15 protein-coding genes are annotated in these 16,911 nt (G+C 69.3%); all 15 read left to right on the plus strand.

The window, feature by feature from the left end:
* Positions 1-90: 90 nt before the first annotated feature.
* Entirely contained in the window at positions 91-1,170 is a 1,080-nt protein-coding gene (locus NBG84_RS04615; RefSeq protein ID WP_250917967.1) for an ABC transporter substrate-binding protein, read from the plus strand.
* Between the two features lie 508 nt (positions 1,171-1,678).
* Complete coding sequence (locus NBG84_RS04620; protein WP_250917968.1) at positions 1,679-2,356, plus strand: TetR/AcrR family transcriptional regulator; 678 nt, start codon at positions 1,679-1,681, stop codon at positions 2,354-2,356.
* Between the two features lie 533 nt (positions 2,357-2,889).
* Positions 2,890-3,057 carry a hypothetical protein gene (locus NBG84_RS04625; RefSeq protein ID WP_250917969.1) on the plus strand — a complete coding sequence of 56 codons (168 nt, stop codon included), beginning with the start codon at positions 2,890-2,892 and terminating at the stop codon, positions 3,055-3,057.
* Positions 3,058-3,549: 492 nt separating this feature from the next.
* Complete coding sequence (locus NBG84_RS04630) at positions 3,550-4,620, plus strand: sugar ABC transporter substrate-binding protein (protein WP_250917970.1); 1,071 nt, start codon at positions 3,550-3,552, stop codon at positions 4,618-4,620.
* A gap of 10 nt (positions 4,621-4,630) precedes the next feature.
* A complete protein-coding gene (locus NBG84_RS04635; protein WP_250917971.1) occupies positions 4,631-6,172 on the plus strand; it encodes a sugar ABC transporter ATP-binding protein in 1,542 nt (513 codons plus the stop codon).
* Positions 6,169-7,200 (plus strand): ABC transporter permease, encoded by a 1,032-nt coding sequence (locus NBG84_RS04640; RefSeq protein ID WP_250917972.1) that lies wholly within the window; start codon positions 6,169-6,171, stop codon positions 7,198-7,200. The genes NBG84_RS04635 and NBG84_RS04640 overlap by 4 nt, the downstream gene beginning before the upstream one ends.
* A gap of 11 nt (positions 7,201-7,211) precedes the next feature.
* Positions 7,212-8,345, plus strand: a complete 1,134-nt coding sequence (locus tag NBG84_RS04645) for a zinc-binding dehydrogenase (RefSeq protein ID WP_250917973.1) — start codon at positions 7,212-7,214, stop codon at positions 8,343-8,345.
* Positions 8,342-9,166: an SDR family NAD(P)-dependent oxidoreductase gene (locus tag NBG84_RS04650; protein WP_250917974.1), complete on the plus strand. Its 825-nt coding sequence runs from the start codon at positions 8,342-8,344 to the stop codon at positions 9,164-9,166. The genes NBG84_RS04645 and NBG84_RS04650 overlap by 4 nt, the downstream gene beginning before the upstream one ends.
* Positions 9,167-9,649: 483 nt before the next feature.
* The gene (locus tag NBG84_RS04655) at positions 9,650-10,765 is read left to right on the plus strand and encodes a zinc-dependent alcohol dehydrogenase (RefSeq protein WP_250917975.1); all 1,116 of its coding nucleotides are present in this window, start codon (positions 9,650-9,652) and stop codon (positions 10,763-10,765) included.
* Between the two features lie 7 nt (positions 10,766-10,772).
* Positions 10,773-11,543, plus strand: coding sequence for an aldose epimerase family protein (locus NBG84_RS04660; RefSeq protein WP_250917976.1), 771 nt, complete (start codon positions 10,773-10,775; stop codon positions 11,541-11,543).
* Positions 11,540-13,285 (plus strand): IlvD/Edd family dehydratase, encoded by a 1,746-nt coding sequence (locus NBG84_RS04665; RefSeq protein WP_250917977.1) that lies wholly within the window; start codon positions 11,540-11,542, stop codon positions 13,283-13,285. The genes NBG84_RS04660 and NBG84_RS04665 overlap by 4 nt, the downstream gene beginning before the upstream one ends.
* Positions 13,285-14,133 (plus strand): dihydrodipicolinate synthase family protein, encoded by an 849-nt coding sequence (locus NBG84_RS04670; RefSeq protein ID WP_250917978.1) that lies wholly within the window; start codon positions 13,285-13,287, stop codon positions 14,131-14,133. The genes NBG84_RS04665 and NBG84_RS04670 overlap by 1 nt, the downstream gene beginning before the upstream one ends.
* A 58-nt stretch (positions 14,134-14,191) precedes the next feature.
* Positions 14,192-14,980, plus strand: a complete 789-nt coding sequence (locus NBG84_RS04675) for a FadR/GntR family transcriptional regulator (protein ID WP_250917979.1) — start codon at positions 14,192-14,194, stop codon at positions 14,978-14,980.
* A gap of 463 nt (positions 14,981-15,443) precedes the next feature.
* A complete protein-coding gene (locus NBG84_RS04680) occupies positions 15,444-15,749 on the plus strand; it encodes a hypothetical protein (RefSeq protein ID WP_250917980.1) in 306 nt (101 codons plus the stop codon).
* Between the two features lie 341 nt (positions 15,750-16,090).
* Positions 16,091-16,864 carry a DeoR/GlpR family DNA-binding transcription regulator gene (locus tag NBG84_RS04685; RefSeq protein ID WP_250917981.1) on the plus strand — a complete coding sequence of 258 codons (774 nt, stop codon included), beginning with the start codon at positions 16,091-16,093 and terminating at the stop codon, positions 16,862-16,864.
* Positions 16,865-16,911 lie beyond the last annotated feature (47 nt).

Raw genomic sequence — 16,911 nt, forward strand, 5'->3', positions numbered from 1 at the left:
CACCTCCCGCGCACCACCGCCCATAGGCACGCACCCGCTGTCCCCAGGTACCGCGTCGGAGGACGGCGCGCCTTGTGAAAGGAAAGTCCAATGAACAGAAGCCGAGTCCTGTCCGCCGCGGGCCTCGCCGTCCTGCTGGTCGGTGTGACCGCGTGCGGGGGAGCCTCCGACGACAGCGACGGCCGGACCCGGGCCGGTGACTTCTGCAAGCCGCTCGCCAAGACCGAGAAGGTGACCTTCGGCTCCTCGCCTGCCCTCGCCTTCGGAACCTCCGTACAGGCGGAGGGCGGCGGCCACTACAAGAACGCGAAGCTCGATGTGAAGGCCTCCACGTTCAGTACGGGCCAGGACGTCATCGCCCTTGTCGGCCGGGGCCAGCTGGACGCGGCCATGGTCGGTTTCCCCGCGAACGTCTTCAGCGCGATCGACCAGGGCGTCGATGTCCACATCATGTCGTCCGACGGCCAGATGACCGCGCAGAACCCGAGCACCGCGATGTTCGTGCGGTCAGACCTGATGAAGGACGGCAAGGTCGCCAGGATCTCCGACCTGAAGGGGCTGCGGCTCGGACTGCCCGGAGGTCCTGGCTCCGCCGCCTTCTACATGAGCGGCCTGGTCATGGAGAAGGGCGGCCTCAAGCTTGGCGACGTGAAGAACGTCACCCTCGCACCCGCCGACATGATGACCGCCTTCCAGACCAAGAGCATCGACGCGGCCCTGGTCACTGCGCCGTTCGACTCCGCGGTCGAGAAGAGCGGGGTAGCGCAGGTGCTCGACAGCCAGGGCTCGCTGGTCCGCGTGCAGGTGGGCGGGCTCATCATGGGGCCCAACCTGCTGAAGAAGCGGCCGGACATCGGCTGCGCCTTCCTCAAGGCCCATATCGAAGCCGCCCGCAAGGAACTCGCCCCCGGCTACAGCAAGCGTCCCGAGGTCGTGAACCGTTTCGTCGAACTGGGCAAGTTCCCCAGACCACTGGTGGAGTCGACGCCTGAGTACGTCTACGACAACACCCTCGCCGTGGACAGGGCGAAACTCGAAGGCATGCAGTCCATGTTCATCGAACAGGGTTCCCTCAAGCTGAAGGCCCCGCTGCCCTACGACAAGGTGGTCGATGTGCAGCTCCGCGACCAGGTGGTGAAGTCCCTCGACGGGGCATCGACGAAGCACTGACGCCCGGAGCGCCCAAGTCGCCTGCGAAGAAGCCGGGTTGTGCCACAACGGCACAACCCGGCCCCCTGTCGTTCCCGCCGCACTGTTCCTCGGGCGGTGCCGACCACCGGCATCGGGGGTGGTCGAGGTCCAGCTGTTTCGCCGCCCGCGAGAGCCGTGGGGCGAGGCGATGGTCCGCTGGTACAGGCGCGTTGTCCGTGCGAGCATCGTCTGGTCCACCCCCGTTGGCGACGCCGACCGGGGTTCTCGGTCTCCGTGACGGCCCACCGCGGGGACTTGAGCCCGTCTGTCTCCCGTTCGCCACCTCCCAACACCTCGTCTCCTGGATCGACGTCTGCCCGGGACAGAACGAATCGGCCGGCACACCGCGTTGGGTCTGCACACCGTGCTTGCGGGCCGGCCATCGGCCCAGCACGCGGCTCGGTAGCGGCTGCCACCGCGGGCGATCCTGTCGTGCGCGGTGGCAGCCGAGCGGATGGGATACTCAGACGTACGTCCGACTGCGGGTGTGACTGCCGATCGAGAGGAGTCAGTGGTGGCCTATGTGAAGGCGGCCGAGCGCCGGGACCAGATTGTGGCAGCGGCGCGCAGGGCTCTGATCCGCGATGGTGTGGGGCGGACCACGATGCGTACGGTTGCCGCGGAGGCCCAGGTCCCGCTCGGCACGCTGCACTATGTCTTCCAGAGCAAGGAGCGGTTGTTCCGGGCCGTCCTGGAGGACATCATCCAGGCGATCACCCAGGACCTTGAGGTTCTTCGGTCTCCCGGCAGGGGGATGGCGGAGACCCTGGACGAGGGGCTTCGCCGCACCTGGGCCCGTATGGCGGCGAGGGATCCGGGACGGCAGCTGCTCCAGTACGAGCTGCTCACCTACGCACTGCGCACGCCGAACCTGGCCGACATGGCCCGCTGGCAGTACGAGGAGTACTTCCGGATCGTCGCCGCATGGTGCCGGGCAGCCGCAGAGGACGCGGGCGAGACCTGCGCGGTCGGTTTCGACCTGCTCGCCCGGGTCATCGTCGCGCAGTTCGACGGGCTGATCCTCCAGCATCTCGCGGACCCCGAAGCCGACCGCGCGGCCCAGGACCTGGAACAGGTCGTCGCCATGGTCGTCGCGATGGCCGCCCCCAGAGGACCGCGCGCAGGCCGGCGGCGCACTGCCGCCTCGTCCTCGTCTCCGTCCTGACCCAGGGGCGTCACGCCCGGTGCCCCATAGGGGCGGCGGCGCCGGGCACGACGAGCGCTCGGGAGCCCGCGTCGGCCGGCAGCGGCACACCGAGTGCGTCGATACCGGGCGCGGACTTCCCTCCTCCCGCGCCGCGGAACACCTTGGCGTGATCCGGCTACCCGCCTCGAAGGCGACGCCCCAACCGCGATGGGGTCAAAGGGACCCGCCCTGGTGCCGGATTCCTCGCAGGCGGTACATGTACCGGCGGCGCAGGCGTCAGGCGGGCGGGCGTCGCGCTCATGGGGCGCGCATTGACCGGCGCGGTGACGGCCACGCCGAATCGTCGCGTACGGCTCCACCTTCGAGTCCTGCCAGGACATGGTTCTGGCACCGGCCTGGGGAGTGGTCGCAAAGGGGCGCTGGAGCAGGGGCATCTCGCGGAGTAGTGCCCATCCGGATCGACTTGAGCGTCGCCGTTCACCTCTCTCTTGGTGCGGTCAACGGCGCTTTCGGCTTCACCGGAACTCCCCGCGCAGCCTGGGACTGGCTTCATGGCGCACTGGACGAGTCGGCGCCCAAGCCGCACCTCCGCCTGCGCGGTCCTGACGACGCTCGGCGCGCCTCCGACGCTCGCGGAGGCCACGCGCGAACTCGGCTCCCGTGATGTACCGGAGCTGGCCGCCATGCCCCGCTGGGTCAATGTGCGCCCGGCGCGGTGAGTCCCTGGCCCGCCGCACCGACCGGGTGGCCGCTGCCCGAGCCAGCCCGCGAGCGGTTCGAACCATCGACGCAGCGGTCCGCGTCGGCCGACTGAGCCGACGGGGACGTGCCGTGCTGTCAGCACCGACGGTTCTCCGCTTCCCCGGGCCGAGCAGCCGATTCCGGGCGGGGCAGGCGCCCCCACAGACCACTGCGGACACCGGCCCGCGGCCCTCCTCCATGGAGCGCCCCGCTAGCCCGTCCGCATCGAGGTCTCCATCGCCGGCGGGTGGAGACGGGCGATCCGCCAGGCCCTCACATGGTTGGTGAGCAGGCATTCCCAAGTCTCTCGGCAGCCCCGACGCGAGGGCTGGACCCGAAGTGCGCCGAGGAGAGCCATCACCCATTGACTTAATAGTCGAACAGTATGACTATATGCCGAAGTTCGCCTGGGGCGGCGCTCGATCCCATGGCCAGTGGCCTGGGACTCCGATGGATGAAGGAGCTTTTCGGTGCGGAGAACTATCGGATTTTCGGCTGCTCTGGCGGCCGCGGTGCTGCTGGTGGGATGTACGACAGCCAGCGAGACCCGTAAGGAACAGGCATCCACTCTGAAGCTGTCCGCGCCCGACAAGGCGCCGACGCCGGGTGAACGTCCTGCCTTGACTGACAAGAAGCCTGAAAAGCCCTTGAAGATCGCCATCATCGCGATCGAGAACAACCCGTTCTTCGCGCAGGTCCGAACCGGTTACGACGCCGTCAAGCCCAAGATTGAGGCGCTCGGAGGCAAGGTCGACTGGATCAACGCGGGGACCGAGGTCAATGTCGACAACGTCGGGCGTGCGATCAACGCGGCGGTCGTCGACGGCTACGACGCCATCGCCTCGCTGATGCCCGGTGACGGCATCTGCAGCTATATCCGCCAGGCCACCGGCCAGGGCGTACTCGTCGCCGCGTACAACGGGGACACCACCTGCGCCAAGGAATCCGGCGCGGTCTTCTTCCACGGGCAGGACTTGCGCGGGGTGGGCGAGGACGCCGCCAAGCTCATGTGTGAGGCCACGAAGGGCGTCGCGAGCAAGGACAAGCCCGGAAAGGTCGGCGTCGAGACCGAGTCGTTCGCCTTCCAGGCCCTCGAAGAGCGCCGGTTGGGCTTCCTCGACTCGCTCAAGAAGAACTGCCCGTGGGTCACCCCCGTGGGCGACGGAGTCGAGTACCAGGGCTCCACGGACCGGGTCGCCTCGGCGACCAGGGACTTCCTCACCTCGACCCCCAACCTCGTGGGCGTGTATGTGACGGGTGGAAACCCCCATGTCGCCGCGCGGACCGTGGCCTCCGCGGGGAAGGCCAAGGCCGTCAAGGTGATCGGCTTCGATCTCACCAAGGAGAACGTGGAGCAGATCAAGGCGGGCAATCTCTACGGCGCGATCGACCAGGACCCCTACGGCCAGTCCTACGACAGCATCACATGGCTGTACAACGCGCTGATCACCGGCGAGGCGCCGTCGCCCGACTACTTCGTGCCGACGAAGGCCCTGGTCGGTACCGCCGACAACATCGCCTCGCTCGCCTCAGGAAAGTGACGCGGATCGTATGACTACCGAAAGACGCCTGGCCTTGGGAGTCGCATCCCTCGGTAAGACCTTCGGTGCGGTCACCGCTCTGAGCGACGTCACGCTGGAGGTCGAGGCCGGCTCCGTTCTCGCTCTGCTGGGTGAGAACGGAGCTGGGAAGTCCACCTTTATCTCCCTTGTCTCCGGCGCGGTGACGCCGAGCTCGGGAACGATCGAGATCTCCGGTGAACCCGCACGGCTGAACAGTCCGCACGACGCCGCACGACTGGGAATCCAGGTCGTGCACCAGGAGCCGAAGCTCACGAACGAGGGCTCCATCGCCGAGAACATCTTTCTCGCCGACTACGCCGGAGGAACGGGCCTTCAACTGGTGAGTCTGCGGCGGCGTGTTCAGCGGGCAGAGACGCTGCTCAGCAAACTGGGCCTAGCCGACGGCCTGCCGCCGGTCACCACGTCGGTGCACCGCCTGAGCGCGGCGCAGCGGCAGCTTGTCGCGATCGCCAAGGCCATGGCGACTGAGGCGCGTGTGCTGTTCCTCGACGAGCCCAACTCAAGCCTCACGCCCCGTGAGACCACCCAGCTCTGGAACCTGGTACGCGCCCTGCGGGACTCCGGTGTCGCCGTCATCGTCGTCAGTCACCGTCTCAGCGAGCTCTACCAAGTGGTCGACCGGGTCGCCGTGCTGCGGGACGGGCGGCTCGTCGCCACCGGGACCGCGGCCGAGATCCCCATCCCACGGGCTGTCGAGCTCATGGCCGGACGGCAGAGCGCGCCCGTCAAGCGCGCCGAGCGGCCTGCCCGTGGCGACGTGGTGCTGCAGATGGAAGGGGTGCACACCCGTTCCGTCCACGGTGTCGATCTCACCGTCCACGCGGGTGAGGTCGTCGGTCTCGCCGGCCTCGTCGGCGCGGGCCGAACCGAGATCGGGTTGGCCGCATGCGGCGGTGAGCCGGTGCTCGCCGGGCGCGTCAGTATCGACGGCCGCGAACGCCGGTTCCGCTCGCCGAGGGCGGCGCTTCGCGCGGGCGTCGTGATGACCAGCGAAGAGCGCCGGCGCGCGGTGTTCGCCAGTCACGACGTCACCTTCAACATCGCGGGAAGCTCTCTGGAGCGGCTCAGCCGTCTCGGCGTCCTGTCCCGGGGCCGGGAGCGGGGCCTGGCCGGGGACTGGGTGCGCCGCCTCGCGCTGCGCGGTAGTCCCGGCTCGCCCATTCTCTCGCTGTCCGGAGGGAACCAGCAGAAGGCACTGCTGGCTCGCGCGCTCGCGGTGAAGCCGCGGCTCGTCATTCTCGACGAACCGACGCACGGCATCGACGTGAACACGAAGGCCGAGATCTCGGCTCTCGTCGGCCGGCTCGCGGCCGAGGGCCTGGCGGTGATCTTCATCTCCAGCGAGGTCGAGGAACTTCTCGGCGTCGCCGATCGCGTGGCTGTGGTCCGGGACGGCCGCATCGTGCAGGAGGCGTCGGGCACCGATGGGATCGGCCTGGTTGCCGCAGCGTTGGGCGAGACCCTGACCCCCCGAACCGAACCCTCAGACAGAAGTGGACTCCCCTCATGACCCAGCGTTGGTCACTGCGCTCGGCCTTTGGCCATGTCGAGGTGGCGCTGGTGCTCGTCATCGTCATCGTCGCGGCCGTTGTGGCAGTGCAGGTGCCGAGCTTCCTCAGCACCGCGAACCTGATCAATCTGCTCCTCGCGATGGTGACGATCGGTATCGTCGCCCTCGGCCAGGGTTTCGTGATCATGGCCGGTGAGCTTGATCTGTCGGTTGCGGCGACGATCGCCTTCACCGCCGCGTGTGCCGCAGCCCTGATGCGGGACGGCGTCCCCGTGTGGTTCGCCGTTATCGCGGCCATCGCCATCGGTTCGCTGATCGGCCTGGTCAACGCGGCGATCGTGCTCGGCACCGGTGTCAACTCGTTCATCGTGACCCTCGGTACGCTCTCGGTGGTCCAGGGCCTCACCCTCATGGTGACCGGCGGCCTGCCGATCGCGACCCCGCTCGCGCTCTCCGACATCGGCGCGGACACCCGCGTAGCCGGGATTCCCTTCCCGGTCATCGTGTTCGTCGTACTGGCGATCATCGCGCAACTCGTCCTTGTGTTCACGGTCTTCGGACGGCGAGTGCTCGCGGTGGGCGACAACGCGGAGGCCGCCCGCCTGGCCGGCCTGCCGGTGATCGGCACCAAGCTCGCCGTCTTCGCGATCGCCGGTGGGCTCGCCGGGGTGGCCGGCATCCTGCGCGCCGCCTCGCTCGGCACCGCCGAGTCGAGTGCCGGTACCGCCGACCTGCTGCCCGTCATCGCCGCCGTCGTCGTCGGCGGTGCCAGCCTCGTCGGCGGACGGGGCTCGATGATCGGTGTCTTCCTCGGCGCTGTGCTGCTGGGCATGGTCCAGAACGCGTACATCATTCTCAAACTCTCCAGCTGGCTGCAGCTGGCCACCTTCGGTGCAGTCGTCGTGGCCGCCGGCGTCTTCGACCAGGCCAGGCAGGGGCGCATCGGATGGATCAACACCCTGCGAGACCGTCGGGCGCTGAGCCGGTCCTCCAACGCGGCAGCGGTATCCGCGGGTACGTCGAAATGAGAGCAGGAAACATGACTGATCACCGCATGATGAGCGCTGTCGTCACCCACGGCCCTCGTGACTACCGGGTCGAGCAGGTGCCAGTGCCGACTCCCGGCCGCGATGAGGTGCTGATCCGTACCGGTGCCGTCGGCATCTGCGGCAGCGACATCAAGTGCTACACCGGGGCCTCCTTGTTCTGGGGTGAGAACGGCGACGACGGTTACGTCGAAGGACCTGTGATCACCGGCCATGAGTTCGCCGGTGTGGTCGAGGCACTGGGACCCGGAGCGGGCGAGAAGCACGGAATCTCGATCGGCGACCAGGTCGTGGCGGAGCAGATCCTGCCGTGCCAGCGCTGTCGCTTCTGCCGGGAGGGCGCGTACTGGATGTGCGAGCCGAACGAGATCTTCGGGTTCAAGCGCGGCCGGGCCGAGGGGGGAATGGCGGAGTTCACGCTCTTCCCCGCCAACGCCATCGTCCATCGGGTGGACCCGCGGCTGAGCGCTGTCGAGGCCGCCTATCTCGAACCCCTGGCCTGTGCGATCCACGCCGTCGACAGGGCGGAGATCAAGCCCGGCGACACGGTGGTCATCGCCGGAATCGGAAGTATCGGGCTCTGCATGCTGCAGTGGGCACGGCAGTACAACCCGCGCATGGTGATCGCCGTGGGCACCCGGCCACTGCGGCTGGAGCTCGCCGAGCAGCTCGGCGCCGACGTGGCGATCAACGTGCGGGAATCCGATGTGGTGGCGCAGGTCCGCGCGCTCACCGACGGATACGGCGCCGATGTCGTGGTCGAGGCGTCCGGTGCCGCCGACGGACCGCAGCAGGCTCTGGAGATGGTCCGCAAGATGGGCACGGTCGTGGCGTTCAGCTCCATCAAGGACCCCGTGCGCGTCAACTGGAATCTCGCCGGTGACCAGAAGGAGCTGACCATCCGGGGCAGCCATCTCGGCCCCTACTGCTACCCCAAGGCGATCGAGGCGGTGGCCGAGGGACGGGTCGACGTGGCCTCCCTCGTGACCGGACAGTACGCGATCGATGAGTTCGAGGCCGCCATCGAAGCCGCGATGTCAGGCGACGGGATCAAGACCATGGTGCTACCGGGGCTCTCCAGGGCGTCTTCCCCGCAGGCCGCACCCGTAGCGGAGGGACAGGGATGAGCCCCGCACGAGATGAGGCCCTCCCCTGGGCGGGCCGGACAGTGCTGATCACGGGCGCCACGCGAGGCATCGGCCGGGCCACCGCCGAGTTGTTCGCGCGGCGCGGGGCGCGAGTGGTCGCGCACGGCCGCGACCGCGCGGAACTCGCCGCGTTCCACGAGTCCGTGACGCGTGCGGGCGGCGAGGCCGCCACGGTGACCGGTGACCTGCGCGACGCCGATTCCTGCGCTCGTGTCGTCGAAGAGGCGACCGCGGCGTTCGGCGGCCTTGATGTGCTCGTCAACAACGCCGGGGCCAATGTGTTCGCCGGTGTTCTGGAGGCGAACCTGGAGCAGTGGGAGGACTGTCTGGCCCTGGACCTGCGGGCGCCATGGCTCTGTGCGCGAGCGGCGGCCCTCACCTTGCCCGCGGGAGGGTCCATCGTCAACGTCACCTCCAACCACTCCCGTTCGACGATGCCCGGGATATTCCCGTACAACGTTGCCAAGGCGGGTGTGAACGCCCTCACCCAGTCGCTCGCGATCGAGTTGGCCCCGCGGGGTATCCGGGTGAACGCCGTGGAGCCCGGTTACATCGACACTCCGATCAACGACGCCTACTTCGGGACCTTCCCCGACCCGGCCGAAGCCCGCCGGGCGGCAGAGCGGCTTCACCCGCTGGGCCGGCTCGGAGTGCCGGACGAGATCGCGCACTCCATCGACTACCTGGCCGACAGCCGCAGGTCGGGTTTCACCACCGGCACGGTTCTCACCATCGACGGCGGCCGTTCGGCGCTCATGGAGGACACACCGTTCCCCCTCGCCGATGACGCCGGGAGTTGATTGCGGAATCCAACTCCTCCACGGCTCAGATGGCTTTCGCTGGAGGGAGGAAGACGTGATGGCCGAGCGGGTCGAGCTGACTTACCAGCCGTTGTGTTCGCCTGGTTCCGCCGGTGTGTCGGCCGCCGACCCATCGTTGTCACCCTCCTTCGGCAACAGGGTGGTACCGGGCTTGTGCCAACGGCCGTCCGGCGGCGCTCTCGTCCGCGTCGACGCGGGCCCTGGCTCGGGCCGCTCGCTCGTCCATCCGTCCCTCCTCGTCCCGTACGGAGCACTCTCGGACTGAGGAACACCCCGCGGTCGTCTCCGTCATCAGCGACCGCACACGGTGCGCGCATCTCCATCGGCGGTGCGCACATCTCCATCGACAACGAGGGCGCCCCGAGGGCCGCGCGCGGCCACTTCTCGGGGCCGCCCATGGGTAAAGCCCCATGAGCCGCATCCGGCCCTCTGGGGCCGACAAACACCTGGTGAGAGGACCTTATGACGTTCCGCGCTAGCGTTCTGGACCGCGCAGGAGGCACCTTCGATGTGCGTGAGTTCGAGCGGCCCGAAGTGCCGCGTGACGGCGCCCTGATCCGCGTGGAGTACACCGGGGTGTGCGCCACCGATCTGCACATCATGCTCGGTCACATCCCCGGATACGAGTACCCCTCGACCCTCGGGCACGAGGTGTGCGGGGTCGTCGAGGAGGTAGGCGCCGACTTCGGCGGCGATGTCCGCGGAGTGCCGGTGAGCGCCGGTGCCCGGGTCGCGGTGATGCCGGCGACGCCCTGCGGCCACTGCACCGCGTGCAAGGCCGGAAGCCGCTACCCGGACTGCGAGAACTGGGACGTGGTGGGGTTCTCCAACCCCGACGCGCGCCCAGCGGGCGGGGGCTGGGGACAGTACGTGCTGGTCAACAGGCGAGCACGCCTCTTCGTCAGCGAAGCTCCCGCCGTCAACGTCGTCCTCGCCGAGCCGGCTTCGACGCCCGTCGAGGGGCTCATCCGAGCCGGTTTCCGCTTCGGCGACTCGGTCCTCGTCCAGGGCACGGGCACGGTGGGCCTACTCGCCATCGCGGCGGCGGCCTTCGGCGGGGCGAGCACGGTCGCCGCCATCGGCGGACCGGCCCGCCGGCTTGAGATCGCCCGCGAACTGGGCGCGAGCACCACCGTGGACATCGCCGGGATGCGCGACCCGGAGGCGAGGAAGGCCGCGGTCATGGCCGCGTCGCCCAACGGACGGGGCTTCGACCACGTCATCGAGTGCGCGGGCGTCCCCTCAACGATCCCCGAGGGACTCGGCTACCTCACACGCGGCGGCTGCTACGTCGAACTCGGACACTTCTCCGACGTCGGCCCGGTCGAGATCAATCCGTACCACCACATCCTCTCCCGAGACGCCCGACTCGTGTCGTCGTCGGGTTACACCCCCGACTCGTTCGCTCGGGCGATGACGCTGGTGGAACGGCTCGGTGACAAGGCGCGCGACCTCGTCACCCATGTCCTCCCGCTGGAGCGCGTGGGCGACGCCGTCAGCGCGCTCCAGCCGGCCAACGGGTGGACCCTCGACGGAGTCGAGGTTGGGAAAATCGTGATAGATCCATGGAAGGCATGAGTCTCTGATGACAACACATTACGTCGCCGAGAGTGACACCGTGCGGGCCGAGTTCCACCTCGACGGCGGTCGGCTCGGTTCCCTCCGCATCCGGGGCCGGGAACTCCTGCACTCCAGCGATCCACGCGAGGACGTCTGGTTCGGCGGATTCCTCATGGTGCCCTGGGCCGGTGTGCTCCCGGACCGCACGGTCGAGTTCGACGGTGAGCGCCACGTCCTTCCGGCGAACTGGGGCGAGCACAGTCTCCACGGCCTCGCGCGGGGCGCGGAGTTCACCGCGGTCCCGGGAGGCATCCGAGCCACGATGCCCGGCACCTGGCCCTTCGGCGGTACCGTGGAGCTCGAAGCGCATGCCGGTGAAGACCGGCTGAGCGTCTCGATCCGGATTGACGCCAAGGGTTCACCGTTGCCGGCGGCGATCGGCTGGCACCCCTGGTTCCGCCGCCGCGTCGACGGAGCTGAACTGTCCTTCGCACTGCCGGGCGACGCCGAGCAGCGCGAACTCGACGCCAGCGGCGCACCCACCGGCCGCTGGACCGCGCCCCGGCCCGGCCCCTGGGACGACTGCTTCCGCACCGCACGCCCCATCGAACTGCGCTGGGGCGGGATGGGCACGCTCCGCCTGCACTCGGACGGCGGGTACCTCGGCCTCTACGACGGCCAACCCGACGCGGTGGCCGTCGAGCCGATGAACGCGCCCCCCGGCACCCTGCCCCACCGCGTAGAGCCGGGCGGGAGCCTTGCGCTCACGGCGGAGCTGGAATGGAGCGATGAGTGATCTCACCGCCTGACGCCGGCAGCACCGACGCGCCGAACCGCAGCGCCGCCTGGCTCGGCGACGGAGGTAAGAACGGCTTCATCGCACGGCACCACCTGCGTCAGATGGGCCTGTCGGGCAAGCAGTTCGACGGGCGACCGGTGATCGGCATCGCGAACACCTGGTCGGAACTGACGCCGTGCAACGCCCATCTGCGGACGCTCGCCGAAGCGGTGCGCCGAGGTATCCAGCAGGCGGGCGGCGTTGCCCTGGAGTTCCCCATGTTGTCCCTGGGCGAGCCGTTTATGCGCCCCTCGTCGATGTTCTACCGCAATATGGCCGCGATGGAGCTTGAGGAGACCGTACGGGCCAACCCCCTGGACGCGGTCGTCGCGTTGACCGGCTGCGACAAGACCACGCCCGCGGCGCTCATGGGGCTCGCGAGTGTGGATCTGCCGGCGATCATGCTCACCGGCGGCCCGATGCTGAACGGTCGCTTCCGGGGGAGGAGTGTCGGTTCGGGAACCGACATCTGGCGGATGACCGAAGCGCTGCGGGCCGGCGAGATCGACCAAGCCGAGTTCAGCGAGTTCGAGAGCGCGCTGAACCGTTCGGCCGGTCACTGCATGACGATGGGGACCGCCTCGACGATGGCGAGCCTCACCGAGGTCCTCGGGATGCAACTGCCGGGGGCGGCGGCCCTGCCCGCCGTCGACTCCCGCCGTCTCGTCCTCGCCGAAGACACCGGCGCCCGTGCTGTCGAGCTGGCACGGGAGGGCCTTCGACCGTCGGCGATCATGACCCGGGCGGCGTTCGAGAACGCGGTGGTCGCCAACGCCGCCATCGGCGGCTCGACCAACGCGGTGCTCCACCTCCTGGCCATCGCCGGACGGGTGGGCGTACCCCTGACCCCCGACGACATCGACCACATCGGACGGAGGATCCCGCTGCTGGTCGACCTCATGCCGAGCGGCCGGTTCCTGATGGAGGAGTTCGCGTACGCCGGCGGCGTCCCCGGGCTGCTCACTCGTCTGGGCCCGCACCTCAACCTCCACGCGGTCACCGTGACGGGGCGCAGCCTCAGGGAGTCGATGGAGGCCGGTCGGGTGGACGACGACAACGTCATCCGCCGCTGGGACGATCCCGTGCAACCAGCGGGGGCGGGCATCGCGGTGCTTCGCGGCAACCTCGCTCCCGACGGCGCTGTCATCAAGACAAGTGCGGCGGAGCCGCGACTGCTACGGCATGTCGGGCCGGCCCTGGTGTTCGACTCCTTCGAGGAGTACTCGGCCGTCACGGACGACCCCGCGCTCGATGTCACCCGCGACACGGTGCTCGTCGTGCGCAACTGCGGTCCGCGCGGCTACCCGGGGATGCCGGAAATCGGCAACCTCCCGCTCCCGAAGGTCCTCCTCGACCAGGGAATCCGTGACATGGTGCGCCTGTCCGACGCGCGGATGAGCGGGACCGCCTACGGCGCCTGTGTCCTGCACATCGCTCCGGAGGCCGCGGTGGGTGGGCCGCTGGCCCTGGTGCGGACCGGGGATCTGATCAGCCTCGATGTGCCCGCCCGGACCCTTGGGCTCCAGGTGACCGATGAGGAACTGGCCGAGCGGCGGTCCACCTGGCGAGCGCCCCAGGCACCCCCGCTTCGAGGCTGGTCGCGCCTGTACGCCGACCATGTCCTGCAAGCCGACCGCGGCGCCGACTTCGACTTCCTCGTGGGTGCGAGCGGCGACGCCCCGGAAAGGGCAGCCTTCTGATGCGAGCGCCTGTGGTCGCCGGTTGTTCGGTCCTGGAGAGACCGTTCACCACCAGGGGGGAGGTCGACCACGAAGAATGCGTCCAGGTCGTCGACCACCTGGTGACCGCGGGTGCGCGCAGCAACATGTTCCCCGGCTGCACGGGGGAGTTCCCCAGGCTCCGCGACGACGAGCGCGCGGCGCTCACGGCGCCTTTGCTACGGAGGGCGGCGGGTGTGCCCGGCGTCGTCGCGGTGATCTCGGTACCGGATCACTCGACTCATCAGGCTGTCGCCCGGTCGGGGGGAGGCGGTCGCCATGGGCTCGCTCGCGACGAACGTCCTCCCCCCACACCCGTTGGCGCCGTCCGCGGACGCCGTGCCCGGGCACACCCTGACGGCCGCCACCCCGTCGCCTCGACCGTGGTGATCGTGCAGTACGCCCTGGCCCGGACGGGAACGGCCATCGACGCGCCGACGCCCGCCCGGTCCACGGCCCAGACCAAGGGGGAGTTGGCACCCTTCGGTGCCCGCATCAGCACCCTGCTGGAGCGGATTCCCGAGCTCAGCTGGGTCGTGGGGGACTCCGAGGTGCGGCTCATCGACGCGCTTTGGCGCGGCGCCGCGGACGCGCAGCCCGGGTGCTCCTTCGGCGAGCTCTCCCCCCGTATGGGGGAACTGTGGGACGGTGGACGCCCCGACGCGACGGTCGTACGACCCGACCGGATGCTGCCCCATCTTTCCTACTGGACGCCGAGCGTGGAGCTGGGCATCGCAGCCGAAAAGCCGATCTCAAGACGTCGAGGTCCCATCGACAGTGCTCGATGCCGCGAGCTCGCTCATGCGTTGACCAGGAGGAAGAGACTATAATCGGCCGCTTCCTGGACGAGTTCCGCACAGAACTTGACCGAACTATCGTGGGGAAACGATGACGAAGACCTCTGGATACGGTCGTGCCCTGGCCGGCGAGGCGAGCGACATGTGGGGCGCGTCTTCGGCACGGGGCCTGCACGGGCATGTACTGGAGAGCCTGGGGCGCCGGATCACCCTCGGCGCCCTTCCCCCGAACCACCAGGTGGTCCCTGAGGAACTCGCCGAGCAGTTCGGTGTCTCCCGGACCGTGGTGCGCGACGCGCTTCGCATGCTGGAGGGCAAGGGCTTGATCGCTGCCCGGCCTCGCACCGGCACCCGGGTGCGCCCGCGCAGCGACTGGGACGCCCTCGACTCCGATGTGATCCGCTGGCGGGCGGCCGGGCCCGATTCGGCGTCCCAGTTCGAAGAACTCCTCGACGTCAGGGGTGCGATCGAGCCGCTCGCGGCGCGCAAGGCGAGCGTCGTGGACGATCCCGACACACAGGCGATGGAGGCGGCGCTCGACGATATGGCCGCCGCTGTCCGCAAGCAGGACTGGGACGATTTCACCGAGGCCGACGTCGCTTTTCACCGGTCGCTCCTCCACGCGAGCGGAAGCCTGGTCATCGACCGTTTCGCAGAGCCCATCGAAGCCGCCATCCGTGTCCGCCACAGCCTCCACCTCGTGCCCGATGTCCTCACGACCGAGGTGCTCGACTCGCACCGGGCCATCCTGGACGCCATCGTGGCCCGGGACGGCGCGCGCGCCGAACTCGCCTCGCGCCGCATAGTCGACGTCGCCGGGGCGGAGACCATCGACTCGCTCGTCGCCCGCTCGAACGACGACGCACGGTCCACGCCCTGACCGACGCACGGAGCGCGTGGACGGGGGAGCCGATGGGGGCAACTCGTCCCCGTACACGACGACATCGAACCGCTGAGGAGTTCTCGGTCCATCACGGCGGAGCCGAATCGAAGGACAGCGGTCGGTACCGGGAACGGCCAGGCCCGTTTCGTACGCGGCGATGACCTCTTGTGCGCTGTTCCGTGTTCCCCGTTCCCCGTTTCCCGGCGTCGTGAGGACGTTGCTCACACGCGCCGTGACGGTCTCCGCGCTGACGACCAACTGATCAGCGATATCCCGATGGGTCAGCCCCTTCGCCATCAGCCGTGAGGTCTCCGTCCCCCGGCCGATGAGTGGGAGACGGGTGCCGAGGCCGGCGGGCACGCCGGGCGGTCACCAGGCGGCGGACCGGGTCAGGGAAGAGCGGGGAAGTCCGCGGTCGCGGCCAGGTGGACCGCGCGGGCGATCCGGTCAGTGGGCGACCGTGGGAGAACGAAGCCCCCGCACCCGCGCGCGGCTCCTCGTACTGATGCTCGTCGCTCTCAAGGCGGTGGATCGCCAGGGGCGTCTTGAAGCCGCCGCTTGCCTCGATGCCGTCCACGGCATCCGTACCCCCATCAGCACCACATCCGGCCGCGGTCGCGTCACTCGCTACCTCAAGCAGCGCGGCGAGGGCTGCCAACACGTCCGGTCCGTCGTCCCCCTGGCCCGCCGACGAGCGAGCGTGTGGGCCCTGCCGCGTGAGGCAGGGTGTTCCACCGCGGTCAGGCCGGCCACGCGGGAGGCTTGACGGCGCCATGGAGACTCCCGTACCCGCTGGCGGCCGTGCCGTGAGCGACCGCCCCGCCGGTGGGTGATTCGAGGAGGCACGGCTCTCTGCGGGAGACGGCAGGGCCGAGGAGCCGCCGTGCCGTCCGCCCGGACGCGGCGTTCCCGAGGGAAATGCCGGGAGATCTCCTATCGCCGCGCCTGCCCCGTCAGCTGCGGCGGAGGGGACGTACGGACCCGTTGCGGGGGCCGAATGTCACGGTAGAGATGACTTTCTTGCCAGGCCTTGACGAATTTTCGGTCAATAATCCACACTTCCAGTCATGCCCGGTCATTTGCGGGCGTCCTTAGTCAGGAGTTGCCATGCTTCCCACCGAGCGACACCGGCGTATCTCCGCCGTCGTGGACCGCGTGGGCACCATCAGCACGGAGGCTCTGGCCGAACAGCTGAGCGTGTCGGCCGAGACGGTCCGCCGTGACCTGGGGCAGATGGAGAGGCGCGGAGTGCTGCGCCGGGTGCGCGGCGGCGCCGCGTCGCTCGCCGTCGTCCAGGGCGTGAGCGGCGAAGAGGCGTCCTACGCCGATCGCGCCGAGTCCCAGACCCTGGCGAAGGCCGCCATCGGAGCCGCGGCGTCGCGCCTGGTGCGCCCCGGAATGACCCTGGTCATCGACATCGGCACCACGGCGGTCGAGATCGCCCGCGCGCTGCCGCTCGACTTCCGCGGCATCGTGGCCACCCCCTCTCTCCTGGTCGCGGGGATAGTCTCCGCCCTTCCCCACGCCGATGTGCTGCTGCCTGGCGGGCGGCTGCGCGGCGGCGACCTCGTCTGCTCCGGATCGCAGACCGTGCGGTTCTTCGCAGAGCTCTACCCGGATCTGGCCTTCCTCGGCTCCGGCGGCATCGACCCGTCCGCCGGGGTCACCGATTTCCACTACGAGGAGATCGCCACCAAGCAGCAGATCCTGGCCAACAGCGCCCGCACCTACGCCGTCGCTGACGGCAGCAAGTGGGGACGGGTCGCCGGACACCGCGTCTGCGCGCCCGGCGACTGCACGGGGGTGATTACCGACACGTCCGCGGACGGCCAAATGGTCGCGGAGGTCAGGGAATCGGGGTGCGAGGTCACGGTGGCCTGACCAGCCACCGCCACACCGCGCACGGTCAACCTCTTGGGTTCCTGCTC

The sequence above is a fragment of the Streptomyces albipurpureus genome (assembly GCF_023701525.1).
Taxonomy (GTDB): domain Bacteria; phylum Actinomycetota; class Actinomycetes; order Streptomycetales; family Streptomycetaceae; genus Streptomyces; species Streptomyces albipurpureus.

What these genes read in the sequence shown, in the direction of transcription:
- NBG84_RS04615 (WP_250917967.1), top strand. Translation starts at nt 91, where the DNA reads ATGAACAGAAGCCGAGTCCTGTCCGCCGCGGGCCTCGCCGTCCTGCTG.
- NBG84_RS04625 (WP_250917969.1), top strand. Translation starts at nt 2,890, where the DNA reads ATGGCGCACTGGACGAGTCGGCGCCCAAGCCGCACCTCCGCCTGCGCG.
- NBG84_RS04635 (WP_250917971.1), top strand. Translation starts at nt 4,631, where the DNA reads ATGACTACCGAAAGACGCCTGGCCTTGGGAGTCGCATCCCTCGGTAAG.
- NBG84_RS04640 (WP_250917972.1), top strand. Translation starts at nt 6,169, where the DNA reads ATGACCCAGCGTTGGTCACTGCGCTCGGCCTTTGGCCATGTCGAGGTG.
- NBG84_RS04645 (WP_250917973.1), top strand. Translation starts at nt 7,212, where the DNA reads ATGACTGATCACCGCATGATGAGCGCTGTCGTCACCCACGGCCCTCGT.
- NBG84_RS04650 (WP_250917974.1), top strand. Translation starts at nt 8,342, where the DNA reads ATGAGCCCCGCACGAGATGAGGCCCTCCCCTGGGCGGGCCGGACAGTG.
- NBG84_RS04655 (WP_250917975.1), top strand. Translation starts at nt 9,650, where the DNA reads ATGACGTTCCGCGCTAGCGTTCTGGACCGCGCAGGAGGCACCTTCGAT.
- NBG84_RS04660 (WP_250917976.1), top strand. Translation starts at nt 10,773, where the DNA reads ATGACAACACATTACGTCGCCGAGAGTGACACCGTGCGGGCCGAGTTC.
- NBG84_RS04670 (WP_250917978.1), top strand. Translation starts at nt 13,285, where the DNA reads ATGCGAGCGCCTGTGGTCGCCGGTTGTTCGGTCCTGGAGAGACCGTTC.
- NBG84_RS04675 (WP_250917979.1), top strand. Translation starts at nt 14,192, where the DNA reads ATGACGAAGACCTCTGGATACGGTCGTGCCCTGGCCGGCGAGGCGAGC.
- NBG84_RS04685 (WP_250917981.1), top strand. Translation starts at nt 16,091, where the DNA reads ATGCTTCCCACCGAGCGACACCGGCGTATCTCCGCCGTCGTGGACCGC.